Raw genomic sequence first — 18027 nt, 5'->3', positions numbered from 1 at the left:
CTTGTTTAGCGTACACCTGTTCACTAATATGCACCTATCAAAAATCGGAGTAATTGATAATGCAAAACAAACGTGATTCTTACACTCGCGAAGAGCTTCTAGCATCAAGCCAAGGCGAACTATGGCCACAAGGCCCTCAACTACCAGCACCGAACATGCTAATGATGGATCGCATCACTAAGATGTCTGAAACTGAAGGTGATTACGGTAAAGGTTTAGTTCTTGCTGAGCTGGATATTACTCCTGACCTATGGTTCTTCGATTGTCACTTCCCAGGTGACCCTGTAATGCCTGGTTGTCTAGGCCTTGACGCAATGTGGCAGCTGGTTGGTTTCTACCTTGGTTGGGTTGGCGGCGAAGGTAAAGGTCGTGCTCTAGGGGTTGGCGAAGTGAAATTCACTGGTCAAATTCTGCCTACAGCGAAAAAAGTAACTTACGAGATCCACATGAAGCGTGTTGTTAACCGTCGTCTAGTTATGGGCCTTGCGGATGGTCGCGTACTTGTTGATGGTAAAGAGATCTACGTTGCTAAAGATTTGAAAGTTGGCCTTTTCCAAGATACGTCAGCATTCTAATCTAATAGTTAGATTTTTAGTAAAGCAGCCCATGGCTGCTTTATTTTCGTTCCAATAAATTTAGTTATAGTGCATTAAAGTATCCCGTATTAAGCTTGAAACAGGATAAATCCACCAGCGATACGCTTATGATAGCGAAACTAGAATGCTACATAGCTCTGGGAGTCTTTGTGTTGTTCTGAAACTAACAAGGCTCCAGCCGTTGTAATCAACAGACAATGGAGCCCTGACCTTGAATTCTTTACGCCCTATCTACTTATAGAGACCTGATTGCTTGTCATCTTTGGCGTCACGCCATCCACCTAACCAATAAGACCGAGAATCCATTTGGCTATATGGGCAAGCTTCTTGCGACCGTCCATTTAAACCAGCCTTGTAGCCTTGAGATTGTGCTCGTTCTAGTCGATCACGCTTTTGTCTCTTCATAGTGCAGTCCTCATACGGGTGTTACATTTACTAACATACAATGATTACAACTTTACGGAGTTTTTGTGACTCCAACTTTAAGAATCGAACAATTTTTTACTTTTCTCAAGGCGAAAAAAAGCCCGAATTCAGAAATGTGAACTCGGGCTCAAGAGATAAAATTATTTAAATTTTCTACGGAACCCTAATAGACCAAGAACAGTCAAAGTTAACCAACCTAGACTACCACCTTGACGATCAACTTTTTCTGAGTCGGCACTACGAGTTTGAATATCATCTTTAGTCGCACCTGAAATTGGAACCAGTTTAACCGCAACAACCTCTTCTACCGCATTAGATGACGCACCGGCACAGTATGAGTTATGAGACGTTGTATCGTAGGCTTGTTCCTTATCTCCTCTACCATCTCCATCTGTATCAAGCATGCATTTAATAGCTGTCGCAGAAATCACACCGGCATCATTAATATCTGTCGCATCAATGATACGGAAATAGTTATTAGCGTCAGAGTAATCTTGCCCATCTGCGTTTGCACCGTTTGTTAGATCATCTATCCACCAAGCTTGGCCATTAAAGATGTCTACACGACGCTCATCTTTCGAGGAGTCGACATTGTATGGGTAGATAAAGCCTCTATGTCTACGCTCACTGCCATCAACCTCACGAGTGGTTTCTGCATCTATTTGACCGACAAACTCATTGAAGTTGTTAACGGCTTTAGCTTCACCACTTGAGCCACCAAAGAAGATACCACCAGACAGGTATGTTGCCGTCGGAGTCACTGCAGATGCATCCGTAACAACGAAAATCTTGTTACCTGCACTACCGCTCTCTGGTACATAACCATTACGCTTAGAATAACCCACAGCAAACAAGTTATCGTTGATGTCAGTAGCAACGGAGTTACTGTATCTCGCATCATCGTTAGATGAACCAGACTTAACCTCTGCACCGCTGATAAACTTGTTATCCCAGGTTACTGTCGATAAATCGACATCGTTCGTAAAATCAATCTGGCTACTAACAAAAATGTTCGCATTCATATCACGCAAATCACCATTTCCGTTAACTGTATTATAACCAACGCCATAGAAATGATTGTTTACTTCTGTTATCCCTCTCATGCTGCCCTGTGAAAAATACTGATCTTCTCTAGCAGAAACACTATTTCCCCAATCAAGTTTCTTAGTGTAAGAGGCGTCCCAAATGGCAGCTTTAGAAGCAAACGCCTTATCTGGTTTAGAAGTATCTGTCGGCTCAAACTCCTCAGATACGCTACCTATATTATAAACAGTACCGTTGCTTGCAGTTAGCGCTTTCCATGCTCGAGTTTCTGAAGTGCCAGTAGGCGCAGCTGTCGTCGTAAACAACGCATTATTACGGATACCACCTTCAGATTTAACGCCAACAGGTTTAGCATCGTCATCTAAAGAATTGATTACCGTATTGCGAGTTTCAAAAGTATCCCCACCTTCAACAAACGCTTTCGCATTTACGTGAGTAAGGTCATTTCTTTCCTTACTCCAAGTGTCATTCCAACGGTTTTCAGCCCAACTTTCACATGTAGAATATCTCAGCTCTCGATAACAATAGTTTTCAAAATCATCAAACTCTTGAATATATTGAAACGGAGCGTCCATCGCGAATGGTACTTCTTCACGATAGCTAACAGCTTCAACAGTATTGCGAGTTTCACCAGCCAATTTAAAGTCGTCACATGCAATCCCACCGACAGTATCGGTAGTAAAACAACTCTCTGTTCCAGAAACCGTCGCTGGCTGGATCGCTACACCAAAAATCTCAGATGCACCGGTAATTGAAGGCGTTACTTCAACTACCTTGTAAAGCGCAGCGTTGGCATTAGTTGCAGCCAAAACTAGGGCTGCAACAGTTGTTAATTTGAATTTAGTACAAGTCATTATTACTTCTTAACTTTCCTGTTGTAGTGCCTCGAGCTCTTCCCAGCGCTCAAAAGCAACTTCAAGCTCCTGCTCTGCTGCAGATAGCTTATCTAAAACTGGTTGTGTCTGCTCTACAGATTTTGAAAAGAAGCTTGGATCGTTGACTTCTTCCTGAAGAGTTTCAATTTGAGTTTCCAATTCTTCCAAACGCATTGGTAGCGCTTCTAGTTCTCGTTGTAGCTTATACGATAACTTCTTAGGTTTAGCCTTAGCTGGCGCAGTTTTGGGAGTTTCCTCAACTACTTTCTCAGGCTTTGATGGCTTTTCAACCTGTCGGTACTCTAATGCTTGCTTTCTTTGCTGCTGAGCATCGTGATAGCCGCCAACAAATTCTTCAATCACACCGTTACCTTCGAAGATCCAACTTGTCATAACTGTGTTATCAACAAACTGACGATCGTGGCTCACTAAAAGAAGCGTACCCTGATAGTTGGCAAGCAAATCTTCTAAAAGTTCCAAAGTTTCGATATCTAGATCGTTGGTTGGCTCATCGAGAATCAACAAGTTGTTCGACTTAAGGAAAATACGCGCCAATAACAGACGGTTTTTCTCACCACCAGATAGTGCTTTAACAGGAGTGCGAGCACGTTTTGGAGAGAATAAGAAATCTTGTAAGTAGCTTAGAGCATGACGCTCACGGCCACCTACGGTCACTTCTTGCTTACCATCCGCGAGGTTATCGATAACCGACTTCTCAGGGTCTAGAATTTCGCGGTATTGGTCAAAGTAAGCGACTTCAAGCTTAGTACCACAATGCAAACGACCTGAATCAGGCTTAAGCTGGTCAAGAAGCAGCTTAAGTACCGTACTCTTACCACAACCGTTAGGACCAATCAGAGCGATACGATCGCCACGCATGATGTTGAAGCTGAAGTCCTTAACAATTTCTTTGCCTTCAAAGCCAAAGTTAAGATTCTCAGCTTCAAATACAATCTTGCCTGAACGCTGGCCATCGTCGATTTGGATAATCGCTTTGCCCTGCACTTCACGACGGTTCAAACGTTCTTCACGTAGCTTCTTAAGCGCACGAACACGGCCTTCGTTACGAGTACGACGAGCTTTGATGCCCTGACGAATCCAAACTTCCTCTTGAGCAAGCTTCTTATCGAATTCAGCGTTTTGCATTTCTTCAACACGAAGCGCCTCTTCTTTCTCAACAAGGTAATTTTCGTAATCGCCCGGGAAAGAGCTCAATTTACCGCGATCAAGATCGACAATACGTGTTGCCATCGATTTAATGAACGCACGGTCATGCGAGATAAAGATGATTGAACCGCGGAAGTCTTTCAGGAAGCCCTCTAACCATTCAATGGTTGCAACATCCAAGTGGTTAGTCGGTTCGTCGAGTAGAAGCACGTCAGGGTCACATACAAGCGCACGAGCAAGTGCCGCTTTACGTTGCCAACCACCAGACAAATCTGTCAGTTTGGTTTCAGCAGTCAGCTTAAGTGCTGCCAATACGTTACTTACACGATCTTCAAAACGCCATGCATTAGCATGATCCAGTTGTTCTTGAACGCGAGTAAGGCGGTTTAGATTCTTTTCACTTGGGTCTGTCGCGATGAGATCCAGAAGATCATGATAGATCTTCAGCTGTTCGCCGATTTCAGCAAGGCCACCAGCAACATAGTCATAAACTGTACCTTGTTCATTACGCGGTGGATCTTGTTCTAGACGAGACACAACCACATCTTGCGTGATTTGCATCTTACCGTCGTCCATGATGATGTTTCCAGATAGGATTTTCATCAATGTCGACTTACCAGCGCCATTGCGCCCTACTAAACATACACGTTCGTTTTCTTGCAGCACGAAGTCCGCACGATCTAATAATGGGTGATCACCAAACGCTAATTGCCCATTATGAATTGTAAGTAATGCCATTCTTCTTTAACCAATCATTAAGTTCTAACAAGCCAAATGGCCAGTTAAGCTCTGAGCTTTGAGAAAGGTCAGAGCTTTCAAATTTGAGCACCGGAATAGTGACCCCGTAACGGGAAAAGAGCTCATCATCAAATGCAATGTCAACAACGTTGACGTGATGGCTAATGTTTAACTGTTCCGTGAGTTGGAATGCCATCTCACATAGATGGCACCCTTCTGTACTGTAGAGAGTCAGCACTATATATCCTTATACGATCTCTTAACTACTTATGTGTAATCAACCAGCAGTTATGAATGTGCTTATTGCGAGAGAAGTCCAATGGAAGTGTCTTCGCTGAGATATTCTGAGCCTTAAGACCTAACTCATCTAGAGCTTCCAAGTCCATTTTGAAGTGACGCTTGTTGTTAGAGAACACAATCGTGCCTTCTTCACGAAGAAGACGTTTAAGGTTTTCCATCAGCTGAATGTGATCACGTTGAACATCGAAAGATTGATCCATACGCTTTGAGTTAGAGAACGTAGGTGGATCGATAAAGATCAGATCATAAGAACCCTGCTCTTTAGCTAGCCATTGTAGACAGTCAGCTTGAACAAACTGATGTTGACGACCAACACGACCGTTAAGCTCCATGTTCTCTTTCGCCCACTCTAGGTAGGTATTAGACATATCAACAGTAGTTGTAGAACGAGCACCACCCACAGCAGCATGAACAGATGCACTTCCTGTATAAGCAAACAAGTTTAGGAAATCCTTACCTGCGGCCATCTCACCGATACGACGACGAGTGATCTTATGATCTAGGAACAACCCGGTATCTAGGTAATCATGAAGATTAACAATCAGCTTAACACCGTATTCGTTCACTTCTAGGTTAGAAGAATCTTGAGCCATCTTCTGGTATTGAGAACGACCTTTCTGCTTCTGACGAACTTTAAGAACCACGTTGTTTGCTTCAACGCCCGTCACTTGAATAGAAGCACGGATAATATCAGTTAAGCGACGTTTCGCCTTCTCTTCCGGTACATCTTTAGGCGCTGCGTATTCTTGAATCACAAGGTGACCTGGGTATACGTCAATCGCTACATTGTATTCTGGTAAGTCAGCATCGTAGATACGGTAACAATCTAATTGCTCTTTCTTAGCCCACTTACCGATTTTACCGATGTTCTTTTTAAGACGGTTTGCGAAGTCAGGAGCAATTAACTGTTCTTGCTCGCCCGTTGGACGTTCTGACATCGGACGATCTGAAATTGAGTAGTTCTTTTGGTGACACGGTAACGCACCGTTGTTCAACTTGAACTGTTTATCTGCACGCATGCGTAAGCAGCTTAGTAGCTCGTCTGAGCTAGAGAAGATAGATGCGTTACAGCCACCAAATTCAGCTTTAAGCTGTGCACCGAATGCTGTGTAAAGTGCAATAAGACCCGGCTCGGTACCAAGACGTTCACCGTAAGGCGGGTTAGAAACAATCACACCATCAGTAAACTCTGTAGGACGCTTAAGCTTTGCAGCATCGCCTACTTCGAATTCAATCAACTCTTCAACACCGGCACGACGAGCATTGTCACGCGCAGTTTTGATCATACGTTCATCATTGTCGTAGCCATAGAACTTACATTCCACTTTCTTAACACCACGACGACCTTGAACGTTCGCTTCAGCTTTCACTTCAGCCCATAGCTCTGGTTCGAAATCTTCTAGTGATTCAAAACACCACTTCTGACGTTTAACACCTGGAGCCATGTTTGCAGCCATCATCGCCGCTTCAATCACTAACGTACCTGAACCACACATTGGATCTAGGAAAGGCTTAGTTGCGTCCCAACCACTACGAAGAAGAATCGCGGCAGCAAGAGTTTCACGTAGTGGTGCTCGACCTGATTCAGGACGGTAACCACGTTGGTGAAGACCGCTACCTACCATATCAACACCAAGAATCGCTTTATCACGGTGTAAACGAACGTGGATACGAATGTCTGGGTTCTCTTTGCTAATAGAAGGACGAGGTAAAGACTTCTTCTCAAAGCAATCAACAACGGCATCTTTTACTTTCATCGCACCGTATTGGCTATTACGGATTTCGTTGTTCGTACCATTGAAGTCAACAACAAAACGCTTAGAGCTATGGAATTGATTTACCCAGTTAACCGCAGTGGTTGATAGGTACAAATCCATGTCGTCCATACAAGTGAATTCAGAAAGGACACGTACAAATCGAGAAGCCAAACGGCTCCACAAACAACAACGATAAATTTGCTCATTGGTCGCTTTGAATTTAACACCTGCTTGAACAGGTTTTGCGTTTGTAATCCCTAGTTGGGTTAGTTCTTCAACTAATAAATTCTCAAGGCCGTTTGAGGTAACCGCTAGATATTGATTCATAGTGTTCTTTTATTGATAAAAATGAGCTCGATTATACCTGAATTTGTAACTAGAGCATCACACTAAACACGTCTTTTCATTGAATCTTTCGACTAACTGGCTAGCAAATGCACAGTCTTGAAGCAATCGCTTACCCACATCCCCTTAGAACATAAGACCTATCAAACCAACTTCATTTCTGACCACTTATTAACCAAAGTAGCAATGTGAATTTATATTCACCTCAAAACTGGTATATACCAAAGGAGATTTATGGATGAAATTTAGCTACAAAAGACCAAAAACAGGGAATAAAGACGGTAGATTTACTCTTCTGGCGATGAAAACGGGCAGAAATTAAGGTGAAAAAATAGTCGTAAGTTCACTATTTAAATGGTTAAGCCGTGATGTATTTATCAGGATGAGGTTTTTTAGGCACAAAAAAATCGGCTAATGAGCCGATTCTGAGGAAGGTTTATACGTTTGTGTGCTGCGATGCGTGGTTGAAATGATGTGCTAGATTAGAGGTTAACCTACCATCGCTATGTGTGTCTGATGAAGGATAGCGTTCGCGTCTACCATTCTATCGTGCATCACCTTGATTGAGTCTCCAAATCGCAGTCCTTTTGAAGGCGTTAACAGGAACTCTTCTAGGTCAACAAATGCACATAGGCTCGCACACTCTCCCACTTCTAATACAATGAAATACCCTAAGCTATGCTCGTTATTCATTTGTACAATATCCCCTTCTTGAGGATATTCATGGCCAGTACCTTGTGAGTCGAAGAACCAACTCTTAGGCTGTACAGGCTTATGGAAACGCTTTGCTGCCACACAATAGAGTGCTAATTCAGCTTGACGAGGCTCAGACAGTTCTAAGCCAGAAATTTGTTCTTTGAAGGTTTGGTATGAAGATGCGTCATCAACGGTGAATTCATTATCTCGAAACGCGCAGTCCACCAGCTTATTGCGGACCAGATTCGTTTTGAAAATCATATCCTCTCCGAGGTTTAGCATTAATGAACATTGCTGCTCATCGTAATACCAACTCCATGTATCGCTAGGTTTAAGCATCATTTCGTCTCACACTGTTGAACCATTCCATTAGGTAAAACGCAAAATTACCTTCAATTACAGTAATTTTACTGAGCAATAGGCAAAAAAAAAGAGGAAATGAATTCCTCTTTCTTGTCGCTTTTCTCTACAACTCAGTGAGTTACAGTGTCTCTTTTATTAAGACGATGCCAGATTGTCGCTTTTCAGAAATAAAAGCGTCTTGCCGTTTAAAGATTTTTAACGATGTCACCTACAAGGCCTGGACCTTTGTAAATGAAACCAGAGTAAACTTGTACAAGCTTAGCGCCTGCCATCATTTTCTCTTTTGCAGCAACATACGAGTCAACACCACCTACTCCAATGATCGGCAGTTTGTCACCCAGCTCTTCGTGAAGTTTACGAACTACTTCAGTACTACGAGATTGAACAGGACGTCCACTTAGGCCACCCGCTTCATCACAATGTTTCATACCTTCAACGATTGAACGATCCAATGTTGTGTTTGTTGCGATCACACCATCGATCTTATTTTTGATCAATGATTCACAAATTTGGCGAATTTCGTCGTCGCTTAGATCCGGAGCAATCTTAAGAGCAAGAGGAACATATTTACCATGCTTCTCTTCCAGTTCAGATTGTTTCGTTTTCAGTTCAGACAATAGATCGTCTAGAGCTTCGCCGTATTGTAGAGAACGAAGTCCTGGAGTGTTTGGTGAAGAGATGTTCACAGCAATGTAACCAGCGTATTGATATACCTTCTCCATACAGATCAAGTAATCTTCAGCGCCCTTTTCAATTGGTGTGTCTTTATTCTTACCAATGTTAATGCCTAAGATGCCATCGTAGTTCGACTTCTTAACATTCTCAACAAGGTTGTCGACGCCTAGGTTGTTAAAACCCATGCGGTTGATGATACCTTCAGCTTCAACAAGACGGAATAAACGAGGTTTGTCGTTACCCGCTTGCGGACGTGGAGTCACTGTTCCTACTTCTACGAAACCAAAACCCATTGCGCCAAATGCATCAATACATTCGCCGTTTTTATCTAGGCCAGCAGCAAGGCCAACTGGGTTTTTAAAAGCAAGACCCATGCACTCTACAGGTCGGTGAGGTAATTGTTGGCGATACAAAAGATCAATAGGTGTGCCTGTGAAGCGCTTGAAATTTTGAATTGCAAGATCATGTGCCTTTTCGGCATCAAGTTGGAAAAAGCCAGTTCTGGCTAGACGGTAAAGCATTGTGCCTCCGATAGAAAAAAGCCCCGTGTAAACGGGGCGCTATTATTTACTTATTTACCCAACTATTCAATCTATTACTGTCTGTAAGGGTAAGATAATCAAGTTTGCTAACGAATGAGGTTCATTATTAAGCAAACGTTATCGTTTCTTCAAGTTATTAAGCCATTTCTAATCTCAACCTTAGTACAGCCATCAGGTCACTTAACAACAAACAACGTTTGCGTCGAAGTTTGTTCTTCAAAAGTCGTTAGGCCTATTGTTTCCACTTTACCGAAACGAAAAAGGCAGACCTTTTGGCCTGCCCTTATACTTTTTCGTCTTATCTAGTAACTAGTCTTTTGACATGCAGTTTAGATTCAACAGCATCAATTCACGCAGTGCTACTGAGAACTTAGCAAACTCATGAACAGAACCTACTTTGAATTCGTTTAGGATGCTTTCCCAACGATGTAGAGAAACAGAGTTACTTTCCATCCAGTCATCAAGCGCTTTAATCACATCGATATCTGAAGCACAACCACAGTTAAGTACTTGACCAGTTAACTGGCGTTGCTGCCAATCCAGATCTTCTCTGAATGCTGCACGCGCCAGTGCTTGCCAGTTGTTGTCTATAGCTTGGCCATTGATTTGCTTCAAGAACCAGTGCAGTGACAAACGGTCGCCTAGGTTGAAGTAAAGCTTAGACGCTTGCTGTACTGTTTTACCTGTTTCACGAGCCACTGTAGATATATCCAGTGCTGAGTACAGGCTAGACAAACGAGCCACTGAATTAGCCAGCTCAGCGTTTACACCTTGGTCAATCCATACTTGAGCCATTGCTTGATGCTCTTCTACTTCTGAAGCCACTAGGTTTTCATCCAGCTTCTCAGTAATTGCGACGACATCACCTTGGTAAAGCTCAATCAATGCATTCACTGACTGTTTACCGGTACGGTTTCTTAGCAACCAGCGTGCTAGACGACGAAGCGTACGACGTACATGGTAAAGCAATTCGTATTGAGCTTCAGAACTTGAGATGTTGTCCAGTTCACGGATGCTCTTCAATACCTTACCCAGGCCGTAGATTTCACGTGATGCCGCGTAAGCATTCGCAATATCAACAATGTTCGCGCCCGTCTCTTCTTGCAAGCGAGTCACGAAGTTACAGCCCATCTCGTTAACCATTTGGTTAGCAAGCGCAGTCGCAATGATCTCTGCACGAAGTGGATGGTTATCCATGTGCTGAGAGTAGTTACGGCGTAACTCTGTTGGGAAGTATTGCATCAGTTGTTGAGCATGGAACTCATCATTCGCAATGTCATCACTCACAAGATCTTCTTTTAGAACCATTTTACCGTAAGCGATCAATACTGATAGCTCTGGTCTTGTTAGTGCTTGGCCCTGCTTCTCACGTTCTAGCAGCGTTTCGTCATCTGGGATGTATTCCAAACCACGGTCTAAGTACCCGGCTTTTTCCATTGTGTGGATAAAGCGGATTTGCTCTTTCACTAAGCCTACACCTTGATGCTCAGTAACAGAGATAGACTCAGCTTGGCAGTAAGCGTCGTCTAGTACGATTTCACCTACTTCATCTTCCATAGATTCAAGAACTTGGTTACGTTGCTTAACGGTAAGATCACCATTAGACACCAAGCCATTCAAGAAGATCTTAATGTTAACTTCGTTATCCGAGCAATCTACACCACCAACGTTATCGACAAAGTCAGTATTAACTCGACCGCCCGTTAGAGCGTATTCAATACGACCCAATTGAGTCATACCCAAGTTACCGCCTTCACCAACAACCTTAGCTTTCAGGTCACGGCCATCGATACGTAGCACGTCATTTGCACGGTCACCCACATCGGTATGAGTCTCACTAGAAGACTTAACGTAAGTACCAATACCGCCGTTCCAAAGTAGATCAACTTTCATAGACAAGATCGCTTTGATCAAGTCGTTTGGTGCCATTGATGCTTTCTTGGTACCCAGCATTTTCTGAATTTCAGGTGTCAAAGAGATAGACTTCGCTCGGCGAGAGAAGATGCCACCACCTTGAGAAATCAGGTCTTTATTGTAATCTTCCCAACTTGAACGAGGCAGATTAAACAGACGGTCACGCTCTACCCAGCTTGATGCTGATTCTGGATTCGGGTCAATGAAGATGTGCATGTGGTTAAACGCAGCTTGCAAGCGAATGTGCTTAGATAGCAGCATACCGTTACCAAATACGTCACCCGCCATATCACCCACACCAATGGCAGTGAAGTCTGTGCTTTGACAGTTAATACCCATTTCGCGGAAGTGACGTTTAACCGATTCCCAGCCACCTTTCGCCGTGATACCCATGGCTTTGTGGTCGTAACCGTTAGAGCCACCCGATGCAAACGCATCACCTAGCCAGAAGTTGTACTCTTCAGCTACTGAGTTCGCTAGATCTGAGAATGTCGCGGTGCCTTTATCGGCTGCAACAACCAAGTATGGGTCATCTTCATCGTGACGAACAACGCTCTTAGGTGGGATAACCTCACCTTCAATGATGTTGTCTGAAACGTCTAGCAATGCACGGATGAAGCGCTTGTAACAACGTTGACCTTCAGCAAAAATCTCGTCTCGGCCAGACATCATGTGTTGACGCTTACAAACGAAACCACCTTTAGCACCAACCGGTACGATAACCGTGTTCTTAACTTGTTGCGCTTTAACTAGGCCTAGAATCTCAGTACGGAAGTCCTCTTGACGGTCTGACCAACGTAAACCACCGCGTGCTACTTTACCGCCACGTAAATGCACACCTTCAATGTCTGGTGCGTAAACGAAGATCTCAAACGCAGGAACCGGCGCAGGGATATCTGGAATCTCGCTTGGTCTCATTTTCAGAGCCAACCAAGGTTTAGACTGCTTATTCTCGTCTACTTGGTAGTAGTTAGTACGAAGCGTTGCAGTGATCATTTCCATGTAGCGACGAATGATACGATCATCATCCAAGCTTTCTACATGATCCAACTGTTCAGTGATCTTCTTAATAAGATCTTGTTGGCCTTTTACGCTGCCCTTCAGTTTCGGGTCAAAACGCTTGCCGAATAGGCTCACTAGCCCTTTCGCTAATTCTGGGTAATGAGACAATGTGTCTTCAATGTATTGTTGGCTGAATGGGAAACCAACTTGACGCATGTAACGAGCATAAGCACGTAAGATTGAGATTTCACGGCCAGAAAGACCAGCGCCAAGTACTAAGCGGTTGAAACCATCGCTGTCTAACTCACCCGCCCAGATTGCCGCAAAGGCTTGTTGGAAAAGATCGCGAGCTTCACGAAGATCAATGGTCTTATCGCTCTTGTGCAGCATAGAGAAATCAAGGATCCAATAGGTCACACCGTTGGTTTTACGCACTTCATATGGAGATTCACCGATAACGCGTAGGCCAAAGTTTTCAAGCATTGGCATAACATCAGAAAGGTGAATTGGCTCATCGCTGTGATAGAACAACTTCAAACGAACGGCTTTTGAATCTGCCGCTTCTTCTTGAGGACGGTAGAAAAGCATACCCAGTTTGTTGTCTTCACTTAGCGCTTCTAAACGTTCAATGTCGGCAACAGCAGAACCTGGCATCATGTCTTCTTTGTACGAACGTGGGAATGCACGCATGTACTCTTTCGACAATGGAAGACCTTTGCTTTCACCGAAGTTTGCAATGATAGATTCAGACAGACGGTCATCCCACGTAGACGATACTTCCATTAAATTTTGCTCAATTGTTTTCACGTCCACATCCATGTTGTTGTTATCAACACGAACAATATAGTGCGTTCTTGCTAGCGGGCTTTCAGAGAAGTACGTTGTAAATTCAACCTCTTCTTCACAACCAAAGTACTGTTTCAAGATGCGCTGTGTTTGGCGACGAAGCTCAGTGTTGTAACGATCTTTTGTTACGTAAACCATGCAGCTAAAGAAACGACCAAACGGGTCTTTGCGAACAAACAAACGCAGGAGATCGCGATCTTGCATTTGTACTACGCCCGTACCGACTTCTAGTAGCTCTTCTTCTCGAGCTTGCAGCAGTTCATCACGTGGGTAGTTTTCAAGAATGTTGTGCAGCGCTTTGTAAGAGTATGAACCTTCACGGTAACCACTCGCATCCAAAATACGTTCTACTTTCTCGCGAACAAGAGGAATCGTTTCAACGGTTTGGTTATAAACGGCAGATGTGTAAAGACCAGTAAAGCGGTGCTCACCAATGACCTTACCGTTCTTATCGAACTTCTTAATACCAATGTAATCGTTGTAAGCTGGGCGGTGAATGCGTGAAGCCGTGTTGCCCTTGGTTACGATAAGCACATAAGGCTTTTTCGCTTCAAGACGTGCCGAATCAGAAAACTCAGATAGCTTAACGTTACGTACACGATCTGAGTTCGCAAACAAACCAAGACCTTGCTCCTTGGTCGGTTGCAGTTCAGTGTCGCCGTTAACTGAAACTAGGTCATATTCCTTATAACCCATGAATGTAAAGTTGTGTTCACCTAACCAACGAAGAAACGCCAACGTTTCATCAAAACGTTGGCCATCTACAGGAATGCTCTCTTTCTGCTTTTCTACTTGATTGGTTACTTCTTCAAGTCGTTCTACCATCTTCAACCAATCGTTCACAACTAAGCTAGTATCGGTAAAGATATCCAGTAGCTCCGTTTTAAGAGCTGTCATTTCAGCTTTACTGCTAAGACGGTCAACCTCAATATGGAAAAGCGATTGGAATGCACCTTCGTTATTGCTTACACCGACAACACTGCCCTTATCTGAGCGAGAGATTTGTGTTGGGTTATGAAGCATAAGGTGAGAAGAAAGGTCTAGGCGAGTAAGTGCCATTTTTACGGAATCAACAAGGAATGGGCTGTCTGGAACGACTATCTCAACGATAGTATGAGTAGACTGCCAACCTTGACGACTTACCGTCGGGTTGAAAACGCGTACAGAGATTTCGTCGGCTTTCTTTTCATTGATGTGATGCCATAAGCTAACTACAGCACCGTATAAATCGGATTCGTTTCTCTGAGTCAGATCGTCGTGAGAAACGTTACTAAACAAGTGTTGAGCAAGTTGAGTTACGAGAGGTCGATGAGCAAGGTCAAGTTTGTCTTGAATCAGCTTGTAAACTTTTTCAAGTAAAACTGGAACCACAGTTTCACGTGCGGTCATAGTCACACTCCACAATTAGAATTATATTTTATTATTAGGGGGATCACTTAATCTGGTGTTTGAAACGTGCCGTTGAGCTCTTTTCTACTAACGAGTTAAGCAAAGGTAATGCATTCATTTATTGTAAAAGCATTATTGAAAAATAGTTAATTGTTTTGGAGGTGGTAAGAGGTGAAATGTTTGATTATGTGATTAAGATTCCTTTTAACTCACTAGGCACGCCAAGGTTTACAGAGCTTCTAACTTAATAAACTTATTTTTTTGGTCAGTTGTCAGCCTAAACTGCCCTCTAACCCCTATTTGTGTAAGAAATGGTCTGAACCGAGTTGCAGGTAACTGTAAGCGTAAACCTGTTGTTGTTATCACTTGAACTTTACTTGCGGCGCCAGAATAGCTGGCCAAAAACTGCTGATATGAGATGTTAAGTTGGAAAATATAGCGATTCATACGATGCCTGTATAAATATACAGTGCCAGTGTTTTTTGGCACTTTTAGATGTCTGACGGTGAAACTGAACTTGAAGCTGCTCTAGCTTATCGAAAATTCGATGAACCAGAAACAAAAAATCAGTGGCAGATATTCTCTACCACTGATGACCTTTCGTTGTAGCAAACAGTTTATTAGTAAACCGCTTATTAGCAAACAGTTACCTGAATGCGCGCTGACTTAAGCCTCTAGTGCTTTCGTCACTTTCTCAAACAAGTCTTTTGCTAGGTTGTCCATGTTCTTTAACGTCTCTAGTTCTTTTTTGATAAGAGCTTGACGTTCATCATCGTACTTACGGAACTTAAGTAGCGGGTCAATCAGACGTGAAGCCACTTGTGGGTTGCTGCTGTTTAGCTCACGTAAGATCTCGCCAGCAAATGCATAGCCTTGACCAGACTTGTCGTGGAATTGAACCGGGTTCATGTTTAAGAATGAACCGACCAAGTTACGGGTACGGTTCGGGTTCTTCAAACTGAACGCCTGGTGCGACATCGACGCTTTGATCACTTCAAGTGCGTTTGAACTTGGGTTTGTACCTTGCAATGCAAACCACTTATCCATAACAAGACCATCGTGTTTCCACTTGTCACTGTAATCCACCATCAAGGTTTCACGACATGGTAGTTGTGCACTGTTTGCCGCGCCCATTGCTGCCATCGTATCTGTCATGTTATTCGCTTGTTGATACATCGCAACAACCAAGTCATTACCCTGCCCAGTATGAGCTAAGTAACTTAAGCAAACTTTACGTAGAGTACGCTTACCAATCGAATCGTGATCGACCGTGTATTCTGTTAGTGCGTGGCTGTGATAAACCGCCGCTAACTCGTCTTCAAGTTCTGCAGCTAGTGTGACTTTCATTGAGTTAAGAACCGATGCGACCGCATCAATATCAACGCGCTCGTACCAACCCGATACTTCATTGTGGCTTGGTAGAGAAAGCATTTCTGCAATAAACGCAGGCTCTAGTGAATCACTCAGCAGTACGCCACGGAATGCATCAACAACAGAATCAGAAAGCTCAAACGCTTGACCCTGCTGAACTTTCTCCACGTTACTGCGGATGTACTTCGCTAATAGCATTTGACCCGCATCCCAACGAGAGAATTCATTGCGAGCATTCACCATCAAGAAGATCAGTTCTTCATCTGAGTAGTCATATTCCAATTTCACTGGCGCAGAAAATTCACGAAGTAATGATGGGATCGGTTGCTCAGAAACGTTTTCAAACACGAACGTTTGCTCTGCTTCTTTCACATCTAATACATTATGAACTGGCTTACCGTTACATTGTAACTCAACAACTTCACCCGCAGCTGTGTACAGCTCGATATCAAGAGGAATATGCAGAGCCTGCTTTTCCGTTTGCTCATGAGTTGGCGCTGTTACTTGGCGAGTTGTTAACGTGTACTGTTTCTTCTCTGCGTCGTACTTACTTTCAACAGACAGCGTCGGCGTACCAGACTGGCTGTACCATAAGCGGAACTGAGATAAGTCAACGCCCGACGCATCTTCCATTGCCGCGACGAAGTCTTCACATGTTGCAGCCGTACCATCGTGACGTTCGAAGTACAGCTTCATGCCTTTTTGGAAACCATCTTCGCCCAACAATGTGTGGATCATACGGATCACTTCACTGCCCTTTTCGTACACAGTCAATGTGTAGAAGTTATTCATTTCTATCACTTTTTCTGGACGAATTGGGTGAGACATCGGACTTGCGTCTTCAGCGAATTGTGGCCCGCGAATAATACGAACATTGTTGATTCGGTTTACTGCGCGAGAGCCAAGATCAGATGAGAACTCTTGATCGCGGAATACGGTTAAGCCTTCTTTCAAGCTCAGCTGGAACCAATCGCGACAAGTCACTCGGTTACCGGTCCAGTTATGGAAATATTCATGGCCGATTACTGCTTCAATACCTAGGTAATCTGTATCCGTTGCAGTTTGGTCGTTTGCTAGAACGAACTTCGAATTGAATACGTTCAAGCCTTTGTTTTCCATCGCACCCATGTTGAAGAAATCAACGGCTACGATCATGTAGATGTCTAAGTCGTACTCTAAGTTGAAACGTTCTTCGTCCCACTTCATTGAGTTGATCAAAGAAACCATCGCGTGGCTCGCACGGTCTAGATTGCCTTTATCAACAAAGATTTCTAGGTCAACTTTACGACCCGATTGTGTAGTGTATGCGTCACGAAGTACATCAAAGTCACCCGCTACTAAAGCAAACAAGTACGCTGGTTTTGGATGTGGGTCTTGCCACTTCACCCAATGACGACCGTTTTCAGCTTCACCTTCATCTACACGGTTACCATTACTTAATAAGAATGGGTTCTCTGCTTTGTCTGCAATTACCGTTGTAGTGAATTTCGCCAACACATCTGGGCGATCCATGTAGTAAGTGATACGGCGGAAACCTTCAGCTTCACATTGAGTACAGAACGCGCCACCCGACTTGTACAAGCCTTCAAGTGCACTGTTCCCTTCAGGGTTAACTTCGGTAACGATGGTTAGAGTAAATTCTTTTGGAAGGTCATTCAGCGTAAGTTGAGTTTCAGACTGCTCGTACTGAGTCCATTCGTTGCCTTCAACCAAAACAGAAACCAACTTCAAGCCTTCACCATCAAGTACTAATGTCGTGCTGTCTTTCTCCTGCTTAACACTAGAAACAGCCGTAACAATGGATGCTGAGTCGTACAAATCGAAAGTAAGATCGATTTCAGAAATCGTGTGAGATGGTGATTGATAATCTTTACGATACTTGGCTTGAGGTGTATGTGCCATGACGGGTTCCTTTTGATCGTTATACGTAATTATTTTTTAACTGTATATATCTAAAGGTTGAGCGCCAATAAAACAAGGG

Annotated in this window: 11 protein-coding genes; 1 reads left to right on the top strand and 10 read right to left on the bottom strand. The window is 43.5% G+C overall.

Features of this window, described 5'->3' with window-relative positions:
* Window positions 1-59 precede the first annotated feature (59 nt).
* Window positions 60-575, top strand: coding sequence for a bifunctional 3-hydroxydecanoyl-ACP dehydratase/trans-2-decenoyl-ACP isomerase (gene fabA / locus LMH68_RS00185; protein ID WP_017059675.1), 516 nt, complete (start codon window positions 60-62; stop codon window positions 573-575).
* A 252-nt stretch (window positions 576-827) separates the two neighbouring features.
* On the opposite strand, the gene rmf is transcribed toward fabA, so the two are convergent.
* The 10 genes from rmf to pepN form a co-directional block, all read right to left on the bottom strand.
* Window positions 828-1001, bottom strand: coding sequence for a ribosome modulation factor (rmf, locus tag LMH68_RS00180; protein WP_017059676.1), 174 nt, complete (start codon window positions 999-1001; stop codon window positions 828-830).
* Between the two features lie 161 nt (window positions 1002-1162).
* Window positions 1163-2920: a DUF3466 family protein gene (locus tag LMH68_RS00175; protein ID WP_229647988.1), complete on the bottom strand. Its 1758-nt coding sequence runs from the start codon at window positions 2918-2920 to the stop codon at window positions 1163-1165.
* A 9-nt stretch (window positions 2921-2929) separates the two neighbouring features.
* Complete coding sequence (locus tag LMH68_RS00170) at window positions 2930-4846, bottom strand: ABC transporter ATP-binding protein (protein WP_017067133.1); 1917 nt, start codon at window positions 4844-4846, stop codon at window positions 2930-2932.
* Window positions 4824-5084, bottom strand: coding sequence for a glutaredoxin family protein (locus tag LMH68_RS00165; RefSeq protein ID WP_019823251.1), 261 nt, complete (start codon window positions 5082-5084; stop codon window positions 4824-4826). The genes LMH68_RS00170 and LMH68_RS00165 overlap by 23 nt, the downstream gene beginning before the upstream one ends.
* Window positions 5085-5109: 25 nt before the next feature.
* Window positions 5110-7230 carry a bifunctional 23S rRNA (guanine(2069)-N(7))-methyltransferase RlmK/23S rRNA (guanine(2445)-N(2))-methyltransferase RlmL gene (rlmKL, locus tag LMH68_RS00160; protein WP_229647989.1) on the bottom strand — a complete coding sequence of 707 codons (2121 nt, stop codon included), beginning with the start codon at window positions 7228-7230 and terminating at the stop codon, window positions 5110-5112.
* Between the two features lie 507 nt (window positions 7231-7737).
* A complete protein-coding gene (locus LMH68_RS00155; protein ID WP_017063848.1) occupies window positions 7738-8286 on the bottom strand; it encodes a cell division protein ZapC in 549 nt (182 codons plus the stop codon).
* Window positions 8287-8492: 206 nt separating this feature from the next.
* Entirely contained in the window at window positions 8493-9503 is a 1011-nt protein-coding gene (gene pyrD, locus LMH68_RS00150; protein ID WP_229647990.1) for a quinone-dependent dihydroorotate dehydrogenase, read from the bottom strand.
* A 330-nt stretch (window positions 9504-9833) separates the two neighbouring features.
* Entirely contained in the window at window positions 9834-14675 is a 4842-nt protein-coding gene (locus LMH68_RS00145; protein ID WP_017063846.1) for an NAD-glutamate dehydrogenase, read from the bottom strand.
* Between the two features lie 228 nt (window positions 14676-14903).
* A complete protein-coding gene (locus LMH68_RS00140) occupies window positions 14904-15122 on the bottom strand; it encodes a DUF2835 domain-containing protein (RefSeq protein WP_004733645.1) in 219 nt (72 codons plus the stop codon).
* Between the two features lie 219 nt (window positions 15123-15341).
* Window positions 15342-17948, bottom strand: coding sequence for an aminopeptidase N (gene pepN, locus LMH68_RS00135; RefSeq protein WP_229647991.1), 2607 nt, complete (start codon window positions 17946-17948; stop codon window positions 15342-15344).
* Window positions 17949-18027 lie beyond the last annotated feature (79 nt).

Origin of the sequence: Vibrio sp. F13 (genome assembly GCF_020806305.2) — a bacterium.
GTDB lineage: Bacteria > Pseudomonadota > Gammaproteobacteria > Enterobacterales > Vibrionaceae > Vibrio > Vibrio crassostreae_C.
The sequence above is the reverse complement of the archived record's forward strand: the minus strand, read 5'-3'. Positions and strand labels throughout refer to the sequence as shown.

What these genes read in the sequence shown, in the direction of transcription:
- fabA (WP_017059675.1), top strand. Translation starts at nt 60, where the DNA reads ATGCAAAACAAACGTGATTCTTACACTCGCGAAGAGCTTCTAGCATCA.
- rmf (WP_017059676.1), bottom strand. Translation starts at nt 1,001, where the DNA reads ATGAAGAGACAAAAGCGTGATCGACTAGAACGAGCACAATCTCAAGGC.
- LMH68_RS00175 (WP_229647988.1), bottom strand. Translation starts at nt 2,920, where the DNA reads ATGACTTGTACTAAATTCAAATTAACAACTGTTGCAGCCCTAGTTTTG.
- LMH68_RS00170 (WP_017067133.1), bottom strand. Translation starts at nt 4,846, where the DNA reads ATGGCATTACTTACAATTCATAATGGGCAATTAGCGTTTGGTGATCAC.
- rlmKL (WP_229647989.1), bottom strand. Translation starts at nt 7,230, where the DNA reads ATGAATCAATATCTAGCGGTTACCTCAAACGGCCTTGAGAATTTATTA.
- LMH68_RS00155 (WP_017063848.1), bottom strand. Translation starts at nt 8,286, where the DNA reads ATGATGCTTAAACCTAGCGATACATGGAGTTGGTATTACGATGAGCAG.
- pyrD (WP_229647990.1), bottom strand. Translation starts at nt 9,503, where the DNA reads ATGCTTTACCGTCTAGCCAGAACTGGCTTTTTCCAACTTGATGCCGAA.
- LMH68_RS00145 (WP_017063846.1), bottom strand. Translation starts at nt 14,675, where the DNA reads ATGACCGCACGTGAAACTGTGGTTCCAGTTTTACTTGAAAAAGTTTAC.
- LMH68_RS00140 (WP_004733645.1), bottom strand. Translation starts at nt 15,122, where the DNA reads ATGAATCGCTATATTTTCCAACTTAACATCTCATATCAGCAGTTTTTG.
- pepN (WP_229647991.1), bottom strand. Translation starts at nt 17,948, where the DNA reads ATGGCACATACACCTCAAGCCAAGTATCGTAAAGATTATCAATCACCA.